We start from the raw sequence: 16,113 nt of genomic DNA, 5'->3' as shown, positions 1-16,113 counted from the left end.
TAGCACCGATGCAGTTTGCAGTCCGTACCCTTGCCCCAGACATGTCCATCGCCAGCGTCGTCGTCGACGCGCTCGACGAGGCCGACGCACGCCGCCAGGTCGAGGCGCGCGGCCTGTTAGTCAGCGCCATCGAGCCGGCCCGCGCCGCCGGCCTGGCCCGCCAGCGCGGGCGCAAGCTGTCGCTCGTCCTGTTCAGCCAGGAGCTGCTGGCGCTGCTCAATGCCGGTCTTGGCATCGTCGAGGGCCTTGAGGCGCTGCTTGAAAAAGAATCCAACCCTGCGTCGCGCTGCGTGCTCGAACGCCTGCTTGCGGGCCTGCGCGAAGGGAAGCGCTTTTCCAGCGTGCTGGCCGCGCAGCCCGACCTGTTCCCGCCGCTGTACGTTGGCATCGTGCGCGCGGCCGAAGGCACCAGCGACCTGCCGCGCGCACTGGCGCGCTACATCGAATACCAGCAGCGCGTGGACCTGGTGCGATCCAAGGTGGTCAGCGCATCGATCTACCCGCTGATCCTCATGTGCGTTGGCGCGGGCGTGAGCGCCTTCCTGATCATGTACGTGGTGCCGCGCTTTGCCGAGGTGTACCAGGGCGCGGGCCGCAACCTGCCGTGGATGTCGCAGCTGATGCTCGACTGGGGCCAGTTCGCGGCGCGGCATGGCGCCGGCGTGGCGGTGGCAGCCGTGTGTGTTGTGGCGGCGGCCGCGCTGGGCCTGCGCCGCATGCTGCGCCAAGGTGGCGCTGGCCGTCTTCTGGCGCGTGTGCCTGGTGTGGGCGAGCGCGTGCGCATCTACGAACTCTCGCGCCTGTACCTCACGCTTGGCATGCTGACCGAGGGGGGCATCACCATCGTCAACGCCATCGAGACAGTCCAGCCGATGGTGTCGCGGCAGGTGGCGCAGTCGCTGGCTGCGGCCCGTGGCGTGATCCGCGAAGGCCGCCCGCTGTCCGAAGCCTTTGAATCGAACGGCCTGACCACGCCCATCTCGCTGCGCATGCTGCGCGTGGGCGAGCGCACCGGCGAAATGGGGCCGATGCTCACGCAGTCCGCCGCATTCTACGACGGCGAAATTAGCCGCTGGATAGACCGCTTCACCCGCACCTTCGAGCCGCTGCTGATGGCCGCGATCGGCCTGGTCGTGGGCGCCATCGTGATCCTGCTGTACATGCCGATCTTCGACCTTGCGGGGGACATGTCGTGAGCCCGCTCCTGGACCTTTCGCTGATCGAGCGCGCTCGCGCCAGTAGCCGCCAGTCGCAGCGCCCGCTGGTGGTGGAGTTGCTGGCGGCCAGCGGCATGGAGCCGCGCCAGCTGGTGCGCGCGCTCGCCGAGCCCTTCGGCCTCACGGTGATGGAAACGGCCGAGATGTTCGGCCAGCAGCCGGCATTCGACCTGCTTCCGCTGGCGCAGGCGCTGGCACGCCACTGCGTGCTGCTGCGCGACGCGGGCGGGGTGCTCACCGGCGTGATCGCCGACCCGTTCGACCTCGACCTGCAAACCTGGCTGTCGGCGATGGCCGGCGCCAGCGCGGGCGATCCGCTGCACCTGCGCCTGGCGCTGCAGGCCGATATCCAGGCCTACCTGTCCAAGCAGGAGGAGTCCGCACGCGCCGTGGACACCCTCGACGGCGGCGACCTCGATGCGCACCGCGACGGCAACGTGGCACAGGTGCTGTCGTTCGCCTCGGTGTCCGAGGCCGCGAGCCCCGCCGTCAAGCTGGTCAACTCCACCCTGTACGACGCGCTCAAGGCCGGCGCTTCGGACATCCACCTGGAGAGCACCGCCGGCGGCATCGCTGTCAAGTACCGCGTGGACGGCGTGCTCGACCACGTGACCACGGTCGGCGGCGTGGAGCTGGCCGAGCACATCATCTCGCGCCTGAAGGTGCTGGCCGAACTGGACATCGCCGAGCGCCGCGTGCCGCAGGACGGCAGCTTCCGTGTCGAATCGGGCGGGCGCGAGATCGACCTGCGCGTGTCCATCATGCCGAGTATCCATGGCGAGGACGCGGTCATCCGTATCCTCGACAAGCGCGCCATGATCGAGGCCTACGGCTCGCTCACGCTGGAGGCGCTGGGCTTTGACGAGGCATCGCTGGCCAGCCTGCGCACGCTCGCGCAGGAACCGTATGGCATGCTGCTCGTGACCGGCCCGACCGGCTCGGGCAAGACCACCACGCTGTACGCCGCGCTCACCGAGATCCACACCGGGCGCGAAAAGATCATCACCATCGAAGACCCGGTCGAATACCAGCTGCCGGGCATCCTGCAGATCCCGGTGAACGAGAAGAAGGGGCTGACCTTCGCCAAGGGCCTGCGCTCGATCCTGCGCCACGACCCGGACAAGATCATGGTTGGCGAAATCCGCGACCGCGAGACTGCTGAAATCGCGGTGCAGTCCGCGCTCACCGGCCACCTGGTGCTCACCACGGTCCACGCGAACAACGTGTTCGACGTGTTCGGCCGCTTCACCCACATGGGCATCGACCCGTACGCGTTCGTCTCTGCGCTCAATGGCATCTGGGCGCAGCGCCTGGTGCGCATGAATTGCCCGCACTGCGCCGCGAAGTACACCCCGACGGATGCCGAGCTGGCCAGCGTACGGCTCGCCCGTGCCGATGTGGGGGACTATCGCTTCATGCGCGGGACTGGCTGCGGCGACTGCCGCGGCACCAGCTACAAGGGACGCCGTTCGATTGCCGAGATACTGACGCTGAACGACGAGATCCGCGAGCTGATCGTGGACAAGCAGCCGATCCGCCGCATCAAGGCGGCCGCGCAGGCCAACGGCACGCGCAGCCTGCGCCTGGCCGCGCTCGACCTGGTGCGGCGCGGCGCCACCACGCTCGACGAAATCAAACGGGTGACGCTCAATGCTTAAAGGCCTGGGTCAGCACCTGCGCATCGGCGTCGCCCGCAGCGGCGTGGCGCTTGCGCGCACGCGCGCCTGGCGCCCTGGCCTGGCCGAGCTGCTGGCCGAGCGCAGGCTTGCCGCTGCCGGCGATGCCGAAATCGTGGCCGCCGTGCGCGAACTGCTGGCAGCGGCTGCACCACCTGCGTCAACGGTGTCGATCGTGCTGGCCGACGACCTGGTGCGGATGTGGCAGGTGGCGCCGCCAGCGGGCTGCGCGCGCATGTCCGACCTGCACGCGGCTGCGGCCATGCGCTTCCAGCACTTGTTCGGGTCCGGTACGGCCGGGTGGAGGATCGCGGCGGACTGGGATCTGTCCGGCCCGTTCCTTGCGGTGGCCGTGCCGCAATCGCTGCTTGACCCGGTCGAGGCGGCGGTTCTCGACTACGGCGGCCACGTGGTCGAAGTCGTCCCGCAATTCGTCGCCGCGCTCAACCAGTGGCGGCGGGTTCGCGCGCCGGGCGCCTGGTTCGGCCTGCTGCAGGGATCGGTGCTCACCCTGGCCCTGTACCAGAACACAGCGCTGGCAGCGGTGCGGTCCGCGGTCGCGCCGCACGGCGCTGGCCGCGACTGGTTGGACAGCCATGTGGCGCGCGAAGCCCTGCGCGTCGGCATCGAGCGGCCCGAACGGCTGCAGGTGTGCGGGCCGGCGCCGGAAAGCTGGGCCAGCCACGAGGGGCAGCTCAAGTATGCCTGCACGTTGCTGGACCGCGGGACAGGTGGCAGGTCCGACCTGGCGCGCATCGCCTGCATCGGGAGCGCGCGATGAGGAAGATGGACATCGACCTGGCAGCGCCGAGCCTGAGGCGCACCCTGTACCGTACCCCGCGCATGGCGCGCGTCGCGGCGCTGGTGGCGTTTTGCCTGCTGCCCGTGGTCGCCGTCGCCGCCGTCAAGTACGTCGATGCGCTGCGCCGCTACGAACTGCTGGCTGCGTCCCTGCATGCGCGCCAGCAGTCGCCCGCGCCATTGAAAACGGCGGCCAGCGTGCCGCAGGTGGCGCCGGAGCGCGCCGCCGCCATCAACGCAGCCGTTATGCAGCTGAACCTGCCGTGGCGCGGCCTGCACGACGCCGTGGCCGCCGCCACGCCGCCGGCGGTCGCCTTGCTGGCGCTCGAACCGGATGCCCGCAAGCGCGTGCTGCACATCACGGCGGAGGTGAAGAACAGCGACGACATGATCGCCTACGTCGAACAGATGCAGGCCCAGGACTGGTTCTTGGCCGTGTCACTCACGCGGCACGAGATCAACGACCAGGACCCGAACCATCCGATCCGCTTCCAGCTCGACGCGCAGTGGAGGCAGCCATGACCCGTATCGAGATGGCCGGCCTTGGCTTGCGCGCGCGGCTGCTACTTGGCCGCATCGGCCCCGTCGGCATTGTGTCGGTCGTGCTGCTGCTCGCGTGCGCCGGGGCGCTGGCGTGGCTCGCGCAGGCGACCAACCTGCTCGAGCGCAGGCAGCAACTGGCCGAGCGCATGGCCGTGCTGCCCAAGCCGGCATCGAAGGCGGCGCCAGCGCCGGCCAACGACAACATGGTGCTGTTCTACCGTTCGCTGGGCGAGCGCAGGCATGCGGGCGAGCAGGTCAGGACCCTGTTCGCCCTCGCGTCGAAGGCGGGCCTTGTGCTCAGCAAGGGCGAATATCGTGAAGTCTTCGACCCGAACGCCAGGGTGTGGAGCTACCAGGTCGCGCTTCCGGTCAAGGGGAGTTACAGCGCGATCTGGGACTTTGCGCTCCAGTCGCTGCAGGCGATCCCGTTCGCGTCGCTGGATGACATCGGCTTTCATCGCGACGCGGTTGGCGACCCGACTGTCGAGGCGCGCCTGCGCTTTACGCTCTACCTGGGCGAGCCGGCGGAAGGGGAGGGACGATGAACCCGCGCCATGCCATTCTCGCTGCCGCGCTGATCGGCGCCGCCGCCCTGGCGCTGTTCGGCGACACCAGCCCGCCGGCTGAAGTGGTGGAACCGGTCGCGCGCGCCACCACGGCGCCCGCCGCCAGCCGGGCTGCCCGTCCGGCCACGGCCGACGTGGCGATCATGCAGCTGCAGCCACGCGACGCCCTCATCGGGAGCGCCAGCGATTCCTTCAACGCCGGCGCCGGCGATGCCTTCGGCTCGCGCAACTGGACGCCCCGGCCACCCCCGCCGGCGCAGGCGCCCCCGCCACCCCCGCCACAGGCGCCGCCCTTGCCGTTCACCGTGATCGGCAAGTCGCTGGACGAGGGTAAATGGGAGGTGTACCTCGCGCGCGGCGACCAGACCTATCTGGTGCGCGACAAGGACGTGATCGACGGCGCCTACCGCGTGGACGCGATCCGGCCCCCGCTGATGACCCTGACCTACCTGCCGCTGAACCAGGCCCAGCAGGTCAACATTGGAGTGTTCGATTAAATGGCTCGTAATCCTGTTTTCCGCTACTTCGCACTGCTGTTGGCCGCGCTCGTGCTGGCCGGCTGCGCCGCGCAGCGCGCCTACCGCGAGGGCAATGACCTGATCGCGCACGACCAGGTGGAGGAGGCGCTGCTCAAGTATCGCGAGGCCGTAGCCGCCGATCCCACCAACGCGATGTACAAGCTCACCTACCTGCACGCGCGGGACGCGGCCACCGTGCGCCTGCTCGAACAGGGCGACCGCGATCTGGCCGCCGGCAAGCTGAAGGAGGCGCAGCAAAGCTACCAGCGCGTGCTCGCGTTCGCGCCGGCCAACGAGCGCGCCCGTGCCGGCGTGCGCCGCGTGGAGGGCGCGCGCCGCCAGGATCTGGGCCTGGCCGCCGCTGCCGAGGCCATGGCCAAGAAGGACTACGACACCGCGCGTGCCAAGCTGGACGATATCCTCGCCGAGCGGCCAGATCATCCGGGCGCGCTCGCACTGATGGACAAGGTGAAGGACGCGACGGCGGTGCCGCCCGCCGAAGCAGGCCTCGCCGCCGTGTACAGGAAGCCGATCAGCCTCGAGTTCCGCGACGCCCCGCTGCGCCAGGTGTTCGAGGTCATCGCTCGCCATTCGGGCCTGAACTTCGTGTTCGACAAGGACGTGCGTTCCGACGCGCGCACCTCGATCTTCCTGAGGGACAGCACGGTGGAAGCGGCCGTGTACTACCTCTTGATGACCAACCAGCTCGAGCGCCAGGTCATGGACCGCAACACGATCCTGATTTACCCGAACAACCAGGCCAAGGTGAAGGAATACCAGGAGCTGGCCGTGAAGACCTTCTACCTCGCCTATGCCGAGGCAAAGAGCGTGGCCGCGAGCCTCAAGCCCATCCTCAAGTCGCGCGACATCGTGGTGGACGAAAAGCTCAACCTGGTGATCGTGCGCGATTCGCCGGACGCGATCAAGCTGGCCGCGCGCATGGTCACGCTGCTGGACGTGCCGGAACCAGAGGTCATGCTCGACGTGGAGGTGATGGAGGTGCAGCGCAGCCGCATCACCGAGCTGGGCGTGGCGTGGCCGAACAGCCTGTCGCTCGCGCCGCTGTCGTCACGCGACGGCCGGGTGATTACGTTGGACGAGCTGCGTGCCCTCAACGGCAGCACCATCGGCGTGGCCGGCGTTTCCGCGACACTCAACGCGCGCAACGATGACGGCGACTCGAACGTCCTGGCCAACCCGCGCATCCGCGTGCGTAACAAGGAAAAGGCCAACGTCGTCATCGGCGAAAAGCTGCCCATCATTACCACCACCGTGTCGCCCGGCGTGGGCGGCTTCGCGTCCGAATCGGTCACCTATGCCGACGTCGGCCTGACGCTGAACGTGGAGCCGACCATCCACCTGGATAACGAAGTGGCGATCAAGATCTCGCTGGAAGTGAGCAACGTGATCGATTCGATGTCCACCAAGTCCGGCAGCACCGTGTACCGCATCGGCAAGCGCTCGGCTGCCACGCTGCTGCAGTTGAAGGACGGCGAGAACCAGGTGCTGGCGGGCCTGATCCGTAACGAAGACCGCAAGAGCGGTCGCAAGCTGCCGCTGCTGGGCGACGTGCCGCTGCTCGGCCGCCTGTTCGGCAGCACCAACGATTCCAGCGACAAGACCGAGATCGTCCTGTCGATCACGCCCCACCTGGTGCGCAACATCGTGCGCCCGCCGTCGGACGCCACCATCTTCGCCGCCGGCACTGATGCGAGCTTCCGCAATCGTCCGGAAGTCACCGCTTCGGTGCCGGCCGCGGTGCCTGCATCCCGCCCGGTTCCTGCGCCGGTCCCGCGCGGGCCTGCGGGCGCTGCGGGCGCGCCGCAACCGGCGGCGGTACCGGAGGTCCCGGTCTCGCAGATGCCGGCCCCGAACGCAGCCGACGTGAAGTGATCATCGTGCGCGCAAACGGCTTCACGCTCATCGAGCTGCTGGCCACGTTGGCCATCCTCGCCATGCTGGGCACCCTGGTGGTGCCGGTAGCGCAGGTGGCCACGCAGCGCCGGCACGAGCAGGAGCTGCGCCGCGACCTGCGCGAGATCCGCCAGGCGATCGACGCCTACAAGCGCGCCAGCGACGAAGGCCGCATCGCCAGGCTGGCCGGCGCCACCGGCTACCCGCCGCGCCTGGAACTGCTGGTGGAAGGCGTGCGCGACCAGCGCAGCCCAAAGCAGGCCAAGATCTACTTCCTGCGCCGCCTGCCGCGCGACCCGTTCAACGCCGACCCCAGCCTGCCGGACGCGCAGACCTGGGGCAAGCGCAGCTACGCCAGCGAGCCCGACGAGCCGAAAGAGGGCGAGGACGTGTACGACGTGTACTCGCTCTCTACCAAGCCCGGGCTCAATGGCGTGCCCTACAACCGCTGGTAAGCAGGCATGAACAAGCGCGGATTCACCCTGATCGAGCTGCTGGTGGTGCTGGCCATCGTTGCGCTGCTGCTCACGCTGGCGATGCCGCGCTATTTCCCCAGTATCGACAGCGCGAAGGACACCATCCTGGCCGATAACCTGCGCAACACCCGCGCCGTGATCGACCAGTACCACGCCGATACCGGCCGCTACCCGGAGTCGCTGCAGCAGTTGGTGGACAAGAAGTACCTGCCGGCGCTGCCTGCCGACCCGATCACCGGCAGCAGCGAGACCTGGATCATCGTCCCGCCGGAGGAGGCGAACCAGGGCGGGGTGGCCGACCTGCACAGCGGCGCGCCAGGCACTGGGCGCAACGGAAAGCCCTACCAGGAGTGGTGATGCGCCGCCAGCACGGGTTTACCTACCTCGGGCTGATCGTGTTGGTGACGATCATCGGCATGGTGGGCGCGCTCACGCTCAAGGCCGACGCGCTGCTGCGCCGCGCCGCCGCCGAAGAAGAGCTGCTCGAAACCGGAGCCGCCTTCAGCGCCGCCCTGCAAAGCTATGCCGCCGCCACGCCGCGCGGCCAGCCCACCCAGCCGCCGACCCTGCAGGACCTGCTGCGCGACCCGCGCTTTCCCAACACGCGCCGCCACCTGCGCAAGATCTTTGTCGATCCCATCACCGGCAAGGCCGAGTGGGGCATCGTCTACGCGAACGGTGAGAAGGGCGTGGTCGCGGTGTACAGCCTGTCGAAGGCCCGGCCGCTGAAGGTCGCCAATTTCGACGAGCGTTTCGCTGGCTTCGCCGGCAAGGAGCACATCTCGGATTGGAAGTTCACCGCAGCGGGGCTGGGCGTTTTGCAGCAGGGCCAGCCACTTGAAAAAATTGCGGTGAGCTCGCGCGACAGGCCGGAAGACTTCACCCCGCCGCAGGAGCAGCGCGCGCCGCAGCCGGTTGCCGGACCAGAGCCGCCGCGTGATGATGACGGCGCCGGACAGCCGCCCAGGCAAAACGAGGACTAGCCGCTTACTTGGCGCTGCGCTTGAAGTCGCGCAGCTTGAACCCGAGTGCGAGCAGCACCGCGAAATAAGTGGCCCCGGCCACGCAGATAATGCCCAGCACCGCGCCCACGCGCAGCCACGGGTGCGCGCGCATCGCGGTCCAGTCCAGCTGCGACTGGACGAACCAGGTGACCGCGCCCATCACCGCCACCGCAACGACCAGCCGCACGAAGAAGCTGGTCCAACCCGCATGCGGGTTGTAGATGCCGCGGCGGCGCAGCCCGGTGTACAGGAAGCCCGCGTTCAGGCAGGCGCCCATGCCAATCGACAGCGCCAGGCCCGCCACGCCCAGGAACGGCACGAACAGGAGGTTCATCAGCTGGGTGGCCACCAGCACGCCCACCGCGATCTTCACCGGGGTGCGAATGTCCTGGCGCGCGTAGAACGCCGGCGCCAGTGTCTTGACCAGGATGATGCCCAACAGGCCGGCGGCGTACGCCATCAGCGGCGCGGCCGAGCTCTCCACCGCGCCGGCATTGAATTTGCCGTAGTTGAAGAGGGCGGCGATCAGCGGCTTGGCCATCACCGCCAGCCCCACCGCCGCCGGCAGCGCCAGCAGGAAGGTCAGGCGCAGGCCCCAGTTCAAGAGCGCCGAGTACTCGGCAGTGTCGCCCTCGACGCTGGCCTTGGACAGGTTCGGCAGCAGCAGGGTGCCCAGCGCCACGCCCAACAGGCCGGTCGGGAACTCCATCAGCCGGTCCGCATACTGCAGCGCGGAGACGGCGCCTTCGCCCAGGTTGGTGGCAATGCTGGTATTAATCAAAAGGCTGATCTGCGCCGCCGAGACCGCAAACACGGCAGGTCCCATCTTCTGCAGGATGCGCCGCACGCCCGGGTCGTGCAGGCCCGCGAACGGATTGGCCGACAGGCGCGGCAGCATCCCGATTTTCATCAGCGCCGGGATCTGGATCCCGACCTGCAGCAGGCCGCCGATCATGGTCGCCACCGCCATCGCGTAGATCGGGGTATGGAAGAAGTGCACCAGCACCAGCGCGCCGAAGATCGAGGCCAGGTTCAGCAGCACCGGCGTGAAGGCCGGGATCTTGAACTGGCGCCAGGTATTGAGCACACCGCCGGCCAGCGCGACAAAGGACATGCAGGCGATGTACGGGAACATCATCCGCGTCATCAGCACCGAGGCGTCGAAGGCCTCCGGGTTGTCGCGCATGCCGCTGGCAATGAATAACAGCAGCACCGGGCTGCCGATGATGCCGACAATGCTCGTGGCCACGGTGGCCCACACCAGCGAGTTGGCCACATGGTCCACGAGACCTTTGGTGGCGGTCTCGCCATGCTGGTTCTTGTATTCCGACAGGATCGGCACGAAAGCCTGCGAAAATGCGCCTTCGGCAAACAGGCGGCGCAGCAGGTTGGGAATGCGGAAGGCGACGATGAAGGCGTCGGTGTACGCGGACTGGCCAAATGCGCGGGCGAACAGGCTCTCGCGCAGCAGACCGGTGATGCGGGACAGCATGGTCATGCTGGAGATCGCCGCGAGAGTCTTAAGCAGGTTCATGGGCCGGAATTATAGCCCGGCAACCCCGGCGGACGAGGGTGCCCAGGGATAAATAGTTGATTTTTAAATTGCCCTGTCGGGAATAATCCGCTATACTCGTGGGCTGTACTGAATTCTGTTGGCAGACGTTAAATGGTCGGCAGGGCACCGGAATGCGCCCGATCGACCTGTTTGCAAACGCAACTTGACCCCGATTTAGGAAATTCCATGGCAAATACCGCACAAGCGCGCAAACGCGCTCGTCAAGCAGTTAAAGCAAACGCGCACAACTCGGCACAGCGTTCGACCCTGCGCACCGCAATCAAAGCCGTCCGCAAGGCCATCCAGGCTGGCGACAAGGCTGCCGCTACCCAGATCTTCCAGCAGTCCGTGTCGACCATCGACAGCATCGCTGACAAGAAAATCATCCACAAGAACAAGGCCGCTCGCCACAAGAGCCGCCTGGCTGCTGCCCTGAAAGCGCTGTCGGCCTAAGCGACAAGCGTTGCGGCGGCCTTCCTGGCCGCCAGAAGCAGTACGTGGAAGACCCGCCCGACTCTTAAGTCCGGCGGGTTTTTTCGCTTGCGCCGCCGGTACCGCGATACTTCCCTTCCAGCGTTTTCCAGCCTACTATTACCCCTCAAACCTGTAGCGCCATACGAAATACTGGTGCATAATGCGGAACCGCCTGTCTTATGTCTTATAGAAGACTTGGCCGCAAGCAGAGCATCATGCCTGGACCTGTGTCCGGGCTACTATCTATTCAGTGTTACGAATCGTGAAGGAAAAGCGCATGAGCAGTGAACCGACCATCATCTACACGTTAACTGACGAGGCGCCGCTGTTGGCGACGCACGCATTCCTGCCGGTCGTCAGCGCCTTCACGAAGCCCGCTGGCATCCGCATCCAGGAGACCGACATCTCGGTGGCCGCCCGTATCCTGGCCAACTTCGCCGACTACCTGACCCCGGAGCAGCGCGTGCCGGACGCCCTGACCGAACTGGGCAAGAAGACGCTCGAGGCCGACGCAAACATCATCAAGCTGCCGAACATCAGCGCCTCGGTGAGCCAGCTCGTGACTGCGATCAAGGAACTGCAATCGAAGGGCTACAACATCCCCGATTACCCGGCCGACCCGAAGAACGACGAAGAAAAGGCGATCAAGGCCCGCTACGGCAAGTGCATCGGCTCGTCCGTGAACCCGGTCCTGCGCGAAGGTAACTCGGACCGCCGTGCGCCGAAAGCAGTCAAGGAATACGCCCGCAAGAACCCGCACTCGATGGCCCCGTGGTCGCCGGCTTCGCGCACCCACGTGTCGCACATGACCCATGGCGACTTCTACCATGGAGAAAAGTCGATGACGCTCGACCGCGCGCGCGACGTCAAGATGGAACTGGTCACCAAGAGCGGCCAGGCGATCGTCCTGAAGCCGAAGGTCTCGCTGCTGGACGGCGAAATCATCGACTCGATGTTCATGAGCCGCAAGGCGCTGCTCGCGTTCTACGAAGAGCAGATCGAAGACGCCAAGAACACCGGCGTGATGTTCTCGCTGCACGTGAAAGCGACCATGATGAAGGTCTCGCACCCGATCGTGTTCGGCCACTGCGTGCGCACCTTCTACAAGGAAGCGTTCGACAAGCACGGCGCGCTGTTCGACAGCCTGGGCGTGAACGTCAACAACGGCATGGCCGACCTGTACAACAAGATCGCTGCACTGCCGGACTCGCAGCGCGAAGAAATCATCCGCGACCTGCACGCCTGTCAGGAACACCGTCCGGAACTGGCCATGGTGGACTCGGCCAAGGGCATCACCAACTTCCACTCGCCCAACGACGTGATCGTTGACGCATCGATGCCGGCCATGATCCGCGCCGGCGGCAAGATGTACGGCGCCGATGGCCGCCTGAAGGAAGTGAAGGCAGTCATGCCGGAGAGCACCTTCGCCCGTATCTATCAGGAGATGATCAACTTCTGCAAATGGCACGGCGCATTCGACCCGCGCACCATGGGCACCGTCCCGAACGTGGGCCTGATGGCGCAGCAGGCCGAGGAATACGGCTCGCACGACAAGACCTTCGAAATCCCGGAAGACGGCGTGGCCAACATCACCGACATCGCCACCGGCGAAGTGCTGATGTCGCAGAACGTCGAGAAGGGCGACCTGTGGCGCATGTGCCAGGTGAAGGACGCCCCGATCCGCGACTGGGTCAAGCTGGCCGTCACCCGTTGCCGCCAGTCGGGCATGCCGGCCGTTTTCTGGCTGGACCCGTACCGTCCGCACGAGAACGAGCTGATCAAGAAGGTCAAGACCTACCTCAAGGACCACGACACCACCGGCCTGGATATCCAGATCATGTCGCAGGTGCGCGCGATGCGCTACACGCTCGAGCGCGTGATCCGCGGCCTGGACACCATCTCGGTCACCGGCAACATCCTGCGCGACTACCTGACCGACCTGTTCCCGATCATGGAACTGGGCACCAGCGCCAAGATGCTGTCGATCGTCCCGCTGATGGCTGGCGGCGGCATGTACGAAACCGGCGCCGGCGGCTCGGCACCGAAGCACGTGCAGCAGCTGGTGCAGGAAAACCACCTGCGCTGGGACTCGCTGGGTGAATTCCTGGCGCTGGCAGTGTCGCTGGAAGACCTTGGCATCAAGACCGGCAACGCCCGCGCCAAGCTGCTGTCGAAGACGCTCGATGCGGCCACCGGCAAGCTGCTGGACAACCGCAAGTCGCCGTCGCCCAAGACCGGCGAGCTCGACAACCGCGGCAGCCAGTTCTACCTGGCCATGTACTGGGCCCAGGAGCTGGCCGCGCAGACCGAGGACGCCGCACTGGCAGCCCACTTCGCGCCGCTGGCCAAGACCCTGGCCGAGAACGAGCAGAAGATCGTCGCCGAGCTGCTGGAAGTGCAGGGCAAGCCGGTGGACATCGGCGGCTACTACAAGGCCGATGACGCCAAGGTCAAGGCAGTGATGCGTCCGAGCAAGACCTTTAACGCCGCGCTGGCTTCGCTGGCCGCCTGATAGCACCTGCCGCAAGGCAAAAACGAAACCCGCCCGGCCAAAGGCCCGGCGGGTTTTTTTATGGCGAGGGGCATCACGCGTCTGGCATCGATACTTGTACAATGAATCGCACAAGTTAGCGAGGTGGCAGATGAGAGTCGTCAGCTTTTCGCAGGCGTGGAACAATCTGCGCGCAGTGATCGACCAGGTCGTTGAGGACGCCGACGTAACCCTGATTGCGCGCCGCGACGCGCCGGACGCCGTCGTGATGTCCCTGGATCATTACAACAGTCTCATCGAAACCGTACACTTGCTCAGTTCCCCGGCCAACGCCGCGCACTTGTGCAGGTCCATTGCGCAAGCAGAAGCAGGCCAGGCAAGGCGCCGCGAACTGGTCGGCTTCCCGTGTCGTTACCACTACCGGTAAAGGACGAAAAAAAAGGCAGGACAAGCCTGCCTTTGGTCTGGAACCAAACTGCTTACTTGGTTGCCGGAGCAGCTTCGGTCGAAGCAGCTTCTGCAGCGGCAGCTTTCTTGGCTTTCTTCGCTTTCTTGGCTTTCTTCGGAGCTTTGGCCGGAGCGGCAGCAGCGTCGGTGGCCACAGCAGCAGCCGGAGCCGAAGCGGCCGGGGCAGCAGCCGGGGTCTGTGCGAACGCGGAAACGGCGAACAGGGAAGCAACCAGGGCAGCGACGATCTTGGACATTTTGGTTTCCTTTCGGTTAAGTGAGATTCAAATGAATCTGGGCCATTAACGCGCCGAATTTTTTCCAGGTTGACAGATTTTTTGTGCCGCACCGCAAAAAACTTAATTTGGATTAAGCTTTTCGACCTGAGCCGGCCGCCACCGCGTCGGCCGGCACCTCCATCCACTCGCCCGGCATCAGGGGATGGCTCGCCAACGAGAACGGCCCGATGCTGGTGCGCACCAGCCGCAGGGTTGGCAGCCCGACGGCGGCGGTCATGCGGCGCACCTGGCGGTTCTTGCCTTCCTCCAGCGTGATGGCGATCCAGCTGGTCGGCTTGTCCTTGCGTTCGCGGATCGGCGGGTTGCGCGGCCACAGCCATTGCGGCTCCTCGATGCGCACCGCGCGGCAGGGCTTGGTCACGAAGTCGCCCAGGTCGAGCGGCGCCTGCAGGCGCGCCAGCGCGGCGGCATCGGCCAGCCCGTCCACCTGCACCAGGTAGGTCTTGGCCTCCTTGTGGTCGGGGTGCGCGATCTTGTGCTGCAGCTTGCCGTCGTCGGTCAGCAGCATCAGGCCCTCGCTGTCCGCGTCCAGCCGGCCGGCCGGGTAGATGTTGGGGATGTCCAGGTAGTCGGCGAGTGACTCGCGGCCCGCTTGCGGCGTAAACTGGCACAGGACCTGGAACGGCTTGTTAAAGAGGATCAGGGGCATGGGAGAGGTCCGCAACCGGGGTAAATGCAGCGACAGCGTAGCGCCTGCCCGGATACTGGTGCATAATAAATAAACGCTACGTCTTGTGTCTTATAGAAGACCGACATTGTAATCCAGATCGCAGACCATGCCGGACCGCCCGGGCCGCGTCATTGCCGCCTGCCACGCATTGGGGGAGAACACGATGTACCAACATATCAAAGTGCCAGCCGAGGGCCGGAAAATCACCGTCAACCCGGATTTTTCGCTGAATGTACCAGACACCCCGATCATTCCCTATATTGAAGGGGACGGCACCGGCGTGGACATCACCCCGGTGATGCTGAAGGTGGTGGACGCAGCCGTGCAGAAGGCCTACGGCGGCCAGCGCAAGATCAGCTGGATGGAGATTTTCGCCGGCGAGAAGGCGACCCGCGTGTATGGCCCGGACATGTGGCTGCCGGGCGAGTCGCTGGACGTGCTGAAGGAATACGTGGTGTCGATCAAGGGCCCGCTGACCACCCCGGTGGGCGGCGGCATCCGTTCGCTCAACGTGGCGCTGCGCCAGGACCTCGACCTGTATGTCTGCCTGCGCCCGGTGCGCTACTTCCAGGGCGTGCCATCGCCGCTCAAGCAGCCGGAAAAGACCGACATGGTGATCTTCCGCGAAAACTCGGAAGACATCTACGCCGGCATCGAATGGGCGGCGGAGTCGGAAGGCGCACGCAAGCTCATCGATTTCCTGGTCAAGGAAATGGGTGTGAAGAAGATCCGTTTCCCGCAGACCTCGGGCATCGGCGTCAAGCCGGTCTCGCGCGAAGGCACCGAGCGGCTGGTGCGCAAGGCGCTGCAGTACGCCATCGACCACGACAAGCCGTCGGTGACCCTGGTCCACAAGGGCAACATCATGAAGTACACCGAAGGCGGCTTCCGCGACTGGGGCTACGCGCTGGCGCAGCGCGAGTTCGGCGCCGAGATGATCGACGGCGGCCCGTGGTGCAAGTTCAAGAATCCCAAGACCGGCCGTGACATCATCGTCAAGGATTCGATCGCCGACGCGTTCCTGCAGCAGATCCTGCTGCGCCCGGCCGAGTATTCGGTGATCGCAACCCTGAACCTGAACGGCGACTACATCTCGGACGCGCTGGCCGCGCAGGTGGGCGGCATCGGCATTGCGCCGGGCGCCAACATGTCGGACTCGGTGGCGATGTTCGAGGCCACCCACGGCACCGCTCCCAAGTACGCCGGCAAGGATTACGTGAACCCTGGTTCGCTGATCCTGTCCGCCGAAATGATGCTGCGCCACATGGGCTGGACCGAAGCGGCCGACCTGATCATCAGCTCCATGGAAAAGGCCATCCTGTCCAAGCGCGTCACCTACGACTTCGCCCGCCTGATGGAGGGCGCGACCCAGGTCTCGTGCTCCGGCTTTGGCCAGGTCATGATCGAGAACATGTAAGGCTTCCAGGCCGGTTACCGGACGGCCCCGGAAGAGCCCCGCCCC

At 66.0% G+C, this 16,113-nt stretch carries 17 protein-coding genes; 14 read left to right on the top strand and 3 right to left on the bottom strand.

Features of this window, described 5'->3' with window-relative positions; all coding sequences use genetic code 11:
• Nucleotides 1-8 precede the first annotated feature (8 nt).
• From NX774_RS11370 to NX774_RS11325, 10 genes are read left to right on the top strand one after another with little or no spacing between them, the layout of a single operon-like run.
• Complete coding sequence (locus NX774_RS11370) at nt 9-1,196, top strand: type II secretion system F family protein (RefSeq protein ID WP_258822287.1); 1,188 nt, start codon at nt 9-11, stop codon at nt 1,194-1,196.
• Nucleotides 1,193-2,875: a GspE/PulE family protein gene (locus tag NX774_RS11365; RefSeq protein WP_258822286.1), complete on the top strand. Its 1,683-nt coding sequence runs from the start codon at nt 1,193-1,195 to the stop codon at nt 2,873-2,875. Before NX774_RS11370 ends, NX774_RS11365 begins: the two co-directional genes overlap by 4 nt.
• A complete protein-coding gene (locus NX774_RS11360) occupies nt 2,868-3,674 on the top strand; it encodes a hypothetical protein (protein WP_258822285.1) in 807 nt (268 codons plus the stop codon). Before NX774_RS11365 ends, NX774_RS11360 begins: the two co-directional genes overlap by 8 nt.
• The gene (locus tag NX774_RS11355) at nt 3,671-4,216 is read left to right on the top strand and encodes a hypothetical protein (RefSeq protein ID WP_258822284.1); all 546 of its coding nucleotides are present in this window, start codon (nt 3,671-3,673) and stop codon (nt 4,214-4,216) included. The genes NX774_RS11360 and NX774_RS11355 overlap by 4 nt, the downstream gene beginning before the upstream one ends.
• Nucleotides 4,213-4,782, top strand: a complete 570-nt coding sequence (locus tag NX774_RS11350; RefSeq protein ID WP_258822283.1) for a hypothetical protein — start codon at nt 4,213-4,215, stop codon at nt 4,780-4,782. Before NX774_RS11355 ends, NX774_RS11350 begins: the two co-directional genes overlap by 4 nt.
• Nucleotides 4,779-5,300 carry a hypothetical protein gene (locus NX774_RS11345; protein ID WP_258822282.1) on the top strand — a complete coding sequence of 174 codons (522 nt, stop codon included), beginning with the start codon at nt 4,779-4,781 and terminating at the stop codon, nt 5,298-5,300. Before NX774_RS11350 ends, NX774_RS11345 begins: the two co-directional genes overlap by 4 nt.
• Nucleotides 5,301-7,214 carry a secretin GspD/PilQ domain-containing protein gene (locus tag NX774_RS11340; RefSeq protein WP_258822281.1) on the top strand — a complete coding sequence of 638 codons (1,914 nt, stop codon included), beginning with the start codon at nt 5,301-5,303 and terminating at the stop codon, nt 7,212-7,214.
• A 5-nt stretch (nt 7,215-7,219) separates the two neighbouring features.
• Complete coding sequence (locus tag NX774_RS11335; protein ID WP_370660430.1) at nt 7,220-7,690, top strand: type II secretion system protein; 471 nt, start codon at nt 7,220-7,222, stop codon at nt 7,688-7,690.
• 6 nt (nt 7,691-7,696) lie between these two features.
• A complete protein-coding gene (locus NX774_RS11330; RefSeq protein WP_258822280.1) occupies nt 7,697-8,068 on the top strand; it encodes a type II secretion system protein in 372 nt (123 codons plus the stop codon).
• A complete protein-coding gene (locus NX774_RS11325; RefSeq protein ID WP_258822279.1) occupies nt 8,068-8,694 on the top strand; it encodes a type II secretion system protein in 627 nt (208 codons plus the stop codon). The genes NX774_RS11330 and NX774_RS11325 overlap by 1 nt, the downstream gene beginning before the upstream one ends.
• Nucleotides 8,695-8,698: 4 nt before the next feature.
• Here NX774_RS11325 and murJ read toward each other — a convergent pair whose 3' ends face one another.
• Complete coding sequence (gene murJ, locus NX774_RS11320; protein ID WP_258822278.1) at nt 8,699-10,249, bottom strand: murein biosynthesis integral membrane protein MurJ; 1,551 nt, start codon at nt 10,247-10,249, stop codon at nt 8,699-8,701.
• A 207-nt stretch (nt 10,250-10,456) separates the two neighbouring features.
• On the opposite strand from murJ, the gene rpsT reads away from it, so the two are divergent.
• The 3 genes from rpsT to NX774_RS11305 all read left to right on the top strand — a co-directional run bounded on the left by rpsT (nt 10,457) and on the right by NX774_RS11305 (nt 13,662).
• Complete coding sequence (rpsT, locus tag NX774_RS11315; protein ID WP_258822277.1) at nt 10,457-10,723, top strand: 30S ribosomal protein S20; 267 nt, start codon at nt 10,457-10,459, stop codon at nt 10,721-10,723.
• 298 nt (nt 10,724-11,021) lie between these two features.
• The gene (locus NX774_RS11310) at nt 11,022-13,256 is read left to right on the top strand and encodes an NADP-dependent isocitrate dehydrogenase (RefSeq protein ID WP_258822276.1); all 2,235 of its coding nucleotides are present in this window, start codon (nt 11,022-11,024) and stop codon (nt 13,254-13,256) included.
• A 130-nt stretch (nt 13,257-13,386) separates the two neighbouring features.
• Nucleotides 13,387-13,662: a type II toxin-antitoxin system Phd/YefM family antitoxin gene (locus NX774_RS11305; protein WP_258822275.1), complete on the top strand. Its 276-nt coding sequence runs from the start codon at nt 13,387-13,389 to the stop codon at nt 13,660-13,662.
• Nucleotides 13,663-13,714: 52 nt separating this feature from the next.
• On the opposite strand, the gene NX774_RS11300 is transcribed toward NX774_RS11305, so the two are convergent.
• Together NX774_RS11300 and NX774_RS11295 are read right to left on the bottom strand one after the other, a co-directional pair.
• Nucleotides 13,715-13,939, bottom strand: a complete 225-nt coding sequence (locus tag NX774_RS11300) for a hypothetical protein (RefSeq protein ID WP_258822274.1) — start codon at nt 13,937-13,939, stop codon at nt 13,715-13,717.
• A gap of 112 nt (nt 13,940-14,051) precedes the next feature.
• Nucleotides 14,052-14,630 carry a pseudouridine synthase gene (locus NX774_RS11295; protein WP_258822273.1) on the bottom strand — a complete coding sequence of 193 codons (579 nt, stop codon included), beginning with the start codon at nt 14,628-14,630 and terminating at the stop codon, nt 14,052-14,054.
• 184 nt (nt 14,631-14,814) lie between these two features.
• On the opposite strand from NX774_RS11295, the gene icd reads away from it, so the two are divergent.
• Entirely contained in the window at nt 14,815-16,068 is a 1,254-nt protein-coding gene (icd, locus tag NX774_RS11290) for an NADP-dependent isocitrate dehydrogenase (RefSeq protein ID WP_258822272.1), read from the top strand.
• Nucleotides 16,069-16,113: the final 45 nt, after the last annotated feature.

The organism is Massilia agilis (assembly GCF_024756255.1).
GTDB classification, from domain to species: Bacteria; Pseudomonadota; Gammaproteobacteria; order Burkholderiales; family Burkholderiaceae_D; genus Telluria; species Telluria agilis.
The sequence above is the reverse complement of the archived record's forward strand: the minus strand, read 5'-3'. Positions and strand labels throughout refer to the sequence as shown.

Excerpts from the sequence above, each read along its gene's own strand:
- NX774_RS11370 (WP_258822287.1), top strand. The coding sequence starts at position 9 with ATGCAGTTTGCAGTCCGTACCCTTGCCCCAGACATGTCCATCGCCAGC.
- NX774_RS11360 (WP_258822285.1), top strand. The coding sequence starts at position 2,868 with ATGCTTAAAGGCCTGGGTCAGCACCTGCGCATCGGCGTCGCCCGCAGC.
- NX774_RS11355 (WP_258822284.1), top strand. The coding sequence starts at position 3,671 with ATGAGGAAGATGGACATCGACCTGGCAGCGCCGAGCCTGAGGCGCACC.
- NX774_RS11350 (WP_258822283.1), top strand. The coding sequence starts at position 4,213 with ATGACCCGTATCGAGATGGCCGGCCTTGGCTTGCGCGCGCGGCTGCTA.
- NX774_RS11345 (WP_258822282.1), top strand. The coding sequence starts at position 4,779 with ATGAACCCGCGCCATGCCATTCTCGCTGCCGCGCTGATCGGCGCCGCC.
- NX774_RS11340 (WP_258822281.1), top strand. The coding sequence starts at position 5,301 with ATGGCTCGTAATCCTGTTTTCCGCTACTTCGCACTGCTGTTGGCCGCG.
- NX774_RS11330 (WP_258822280.1), top strand. The coding sequence starts at position 7,697 with ATGAACAAGCGCGGATTCACCCTGATCGAGCTGCTGGTGGTGCTGGCC.
- NX774_RS11325 (WP_258822279.1), top strand. The coding sequence starts at position 8,068 with ATGCGCCGCCAGCACGGGTTTACCTACCTCGGGCTGATCGTGTTGGTG.
- murJ (WP_258822278.1), bottom strand. The coding sequence starts at position 10,249 with ATGAACCTGCTTAAGACTCTCGCGGCGATCTCCAGCATGACCATGCTG.
- rpsT (WP_258822277.1), top strand. The coding sequence starts at position 10,457 with ATGGCAAATACCGCACAAGCGCGCAAACGCGCTCGTCAAGCAGTTAAA.
- NX774_RS11310 (WP_258822276.1), top strand. The coding sequence starts at position 11,022 with ATGAGCAGTGAACCGACCATCATCTACACGTTAACTGACGAGGCGCCG.
- NX774_RS11305 (WP_258822275.1), top strand. The coding sequence starts at position 13,387 with ATGAGAGTCGTCAGCTTTTCGCAGGCGTGGAACAATCTGCGCGCAGTG.
- NX774_RS11300 (WP_258822274.1), bottom strand. The coding sequence starts at position 13,939 with ATGTCCAAGATCGTCGCTGCCCTGGTTGCTTCCCTGTTCGCCGTTTCC.
- NX774_RS11295 (WP_258822273.1), bottom strand. The coding sequence starts at position 14,630 with ATGCCCCTGATCCTCTTTAACAAGCCGTTCCAGGTCCTGTGCCAGTTT.
- icd (WP_258822272.1), top strand. The coding sequence starts at position 14,815 with ATGTACCAACATATCAAAGTGCCAGCCGAGGGCCGGAAAATCACCGTC.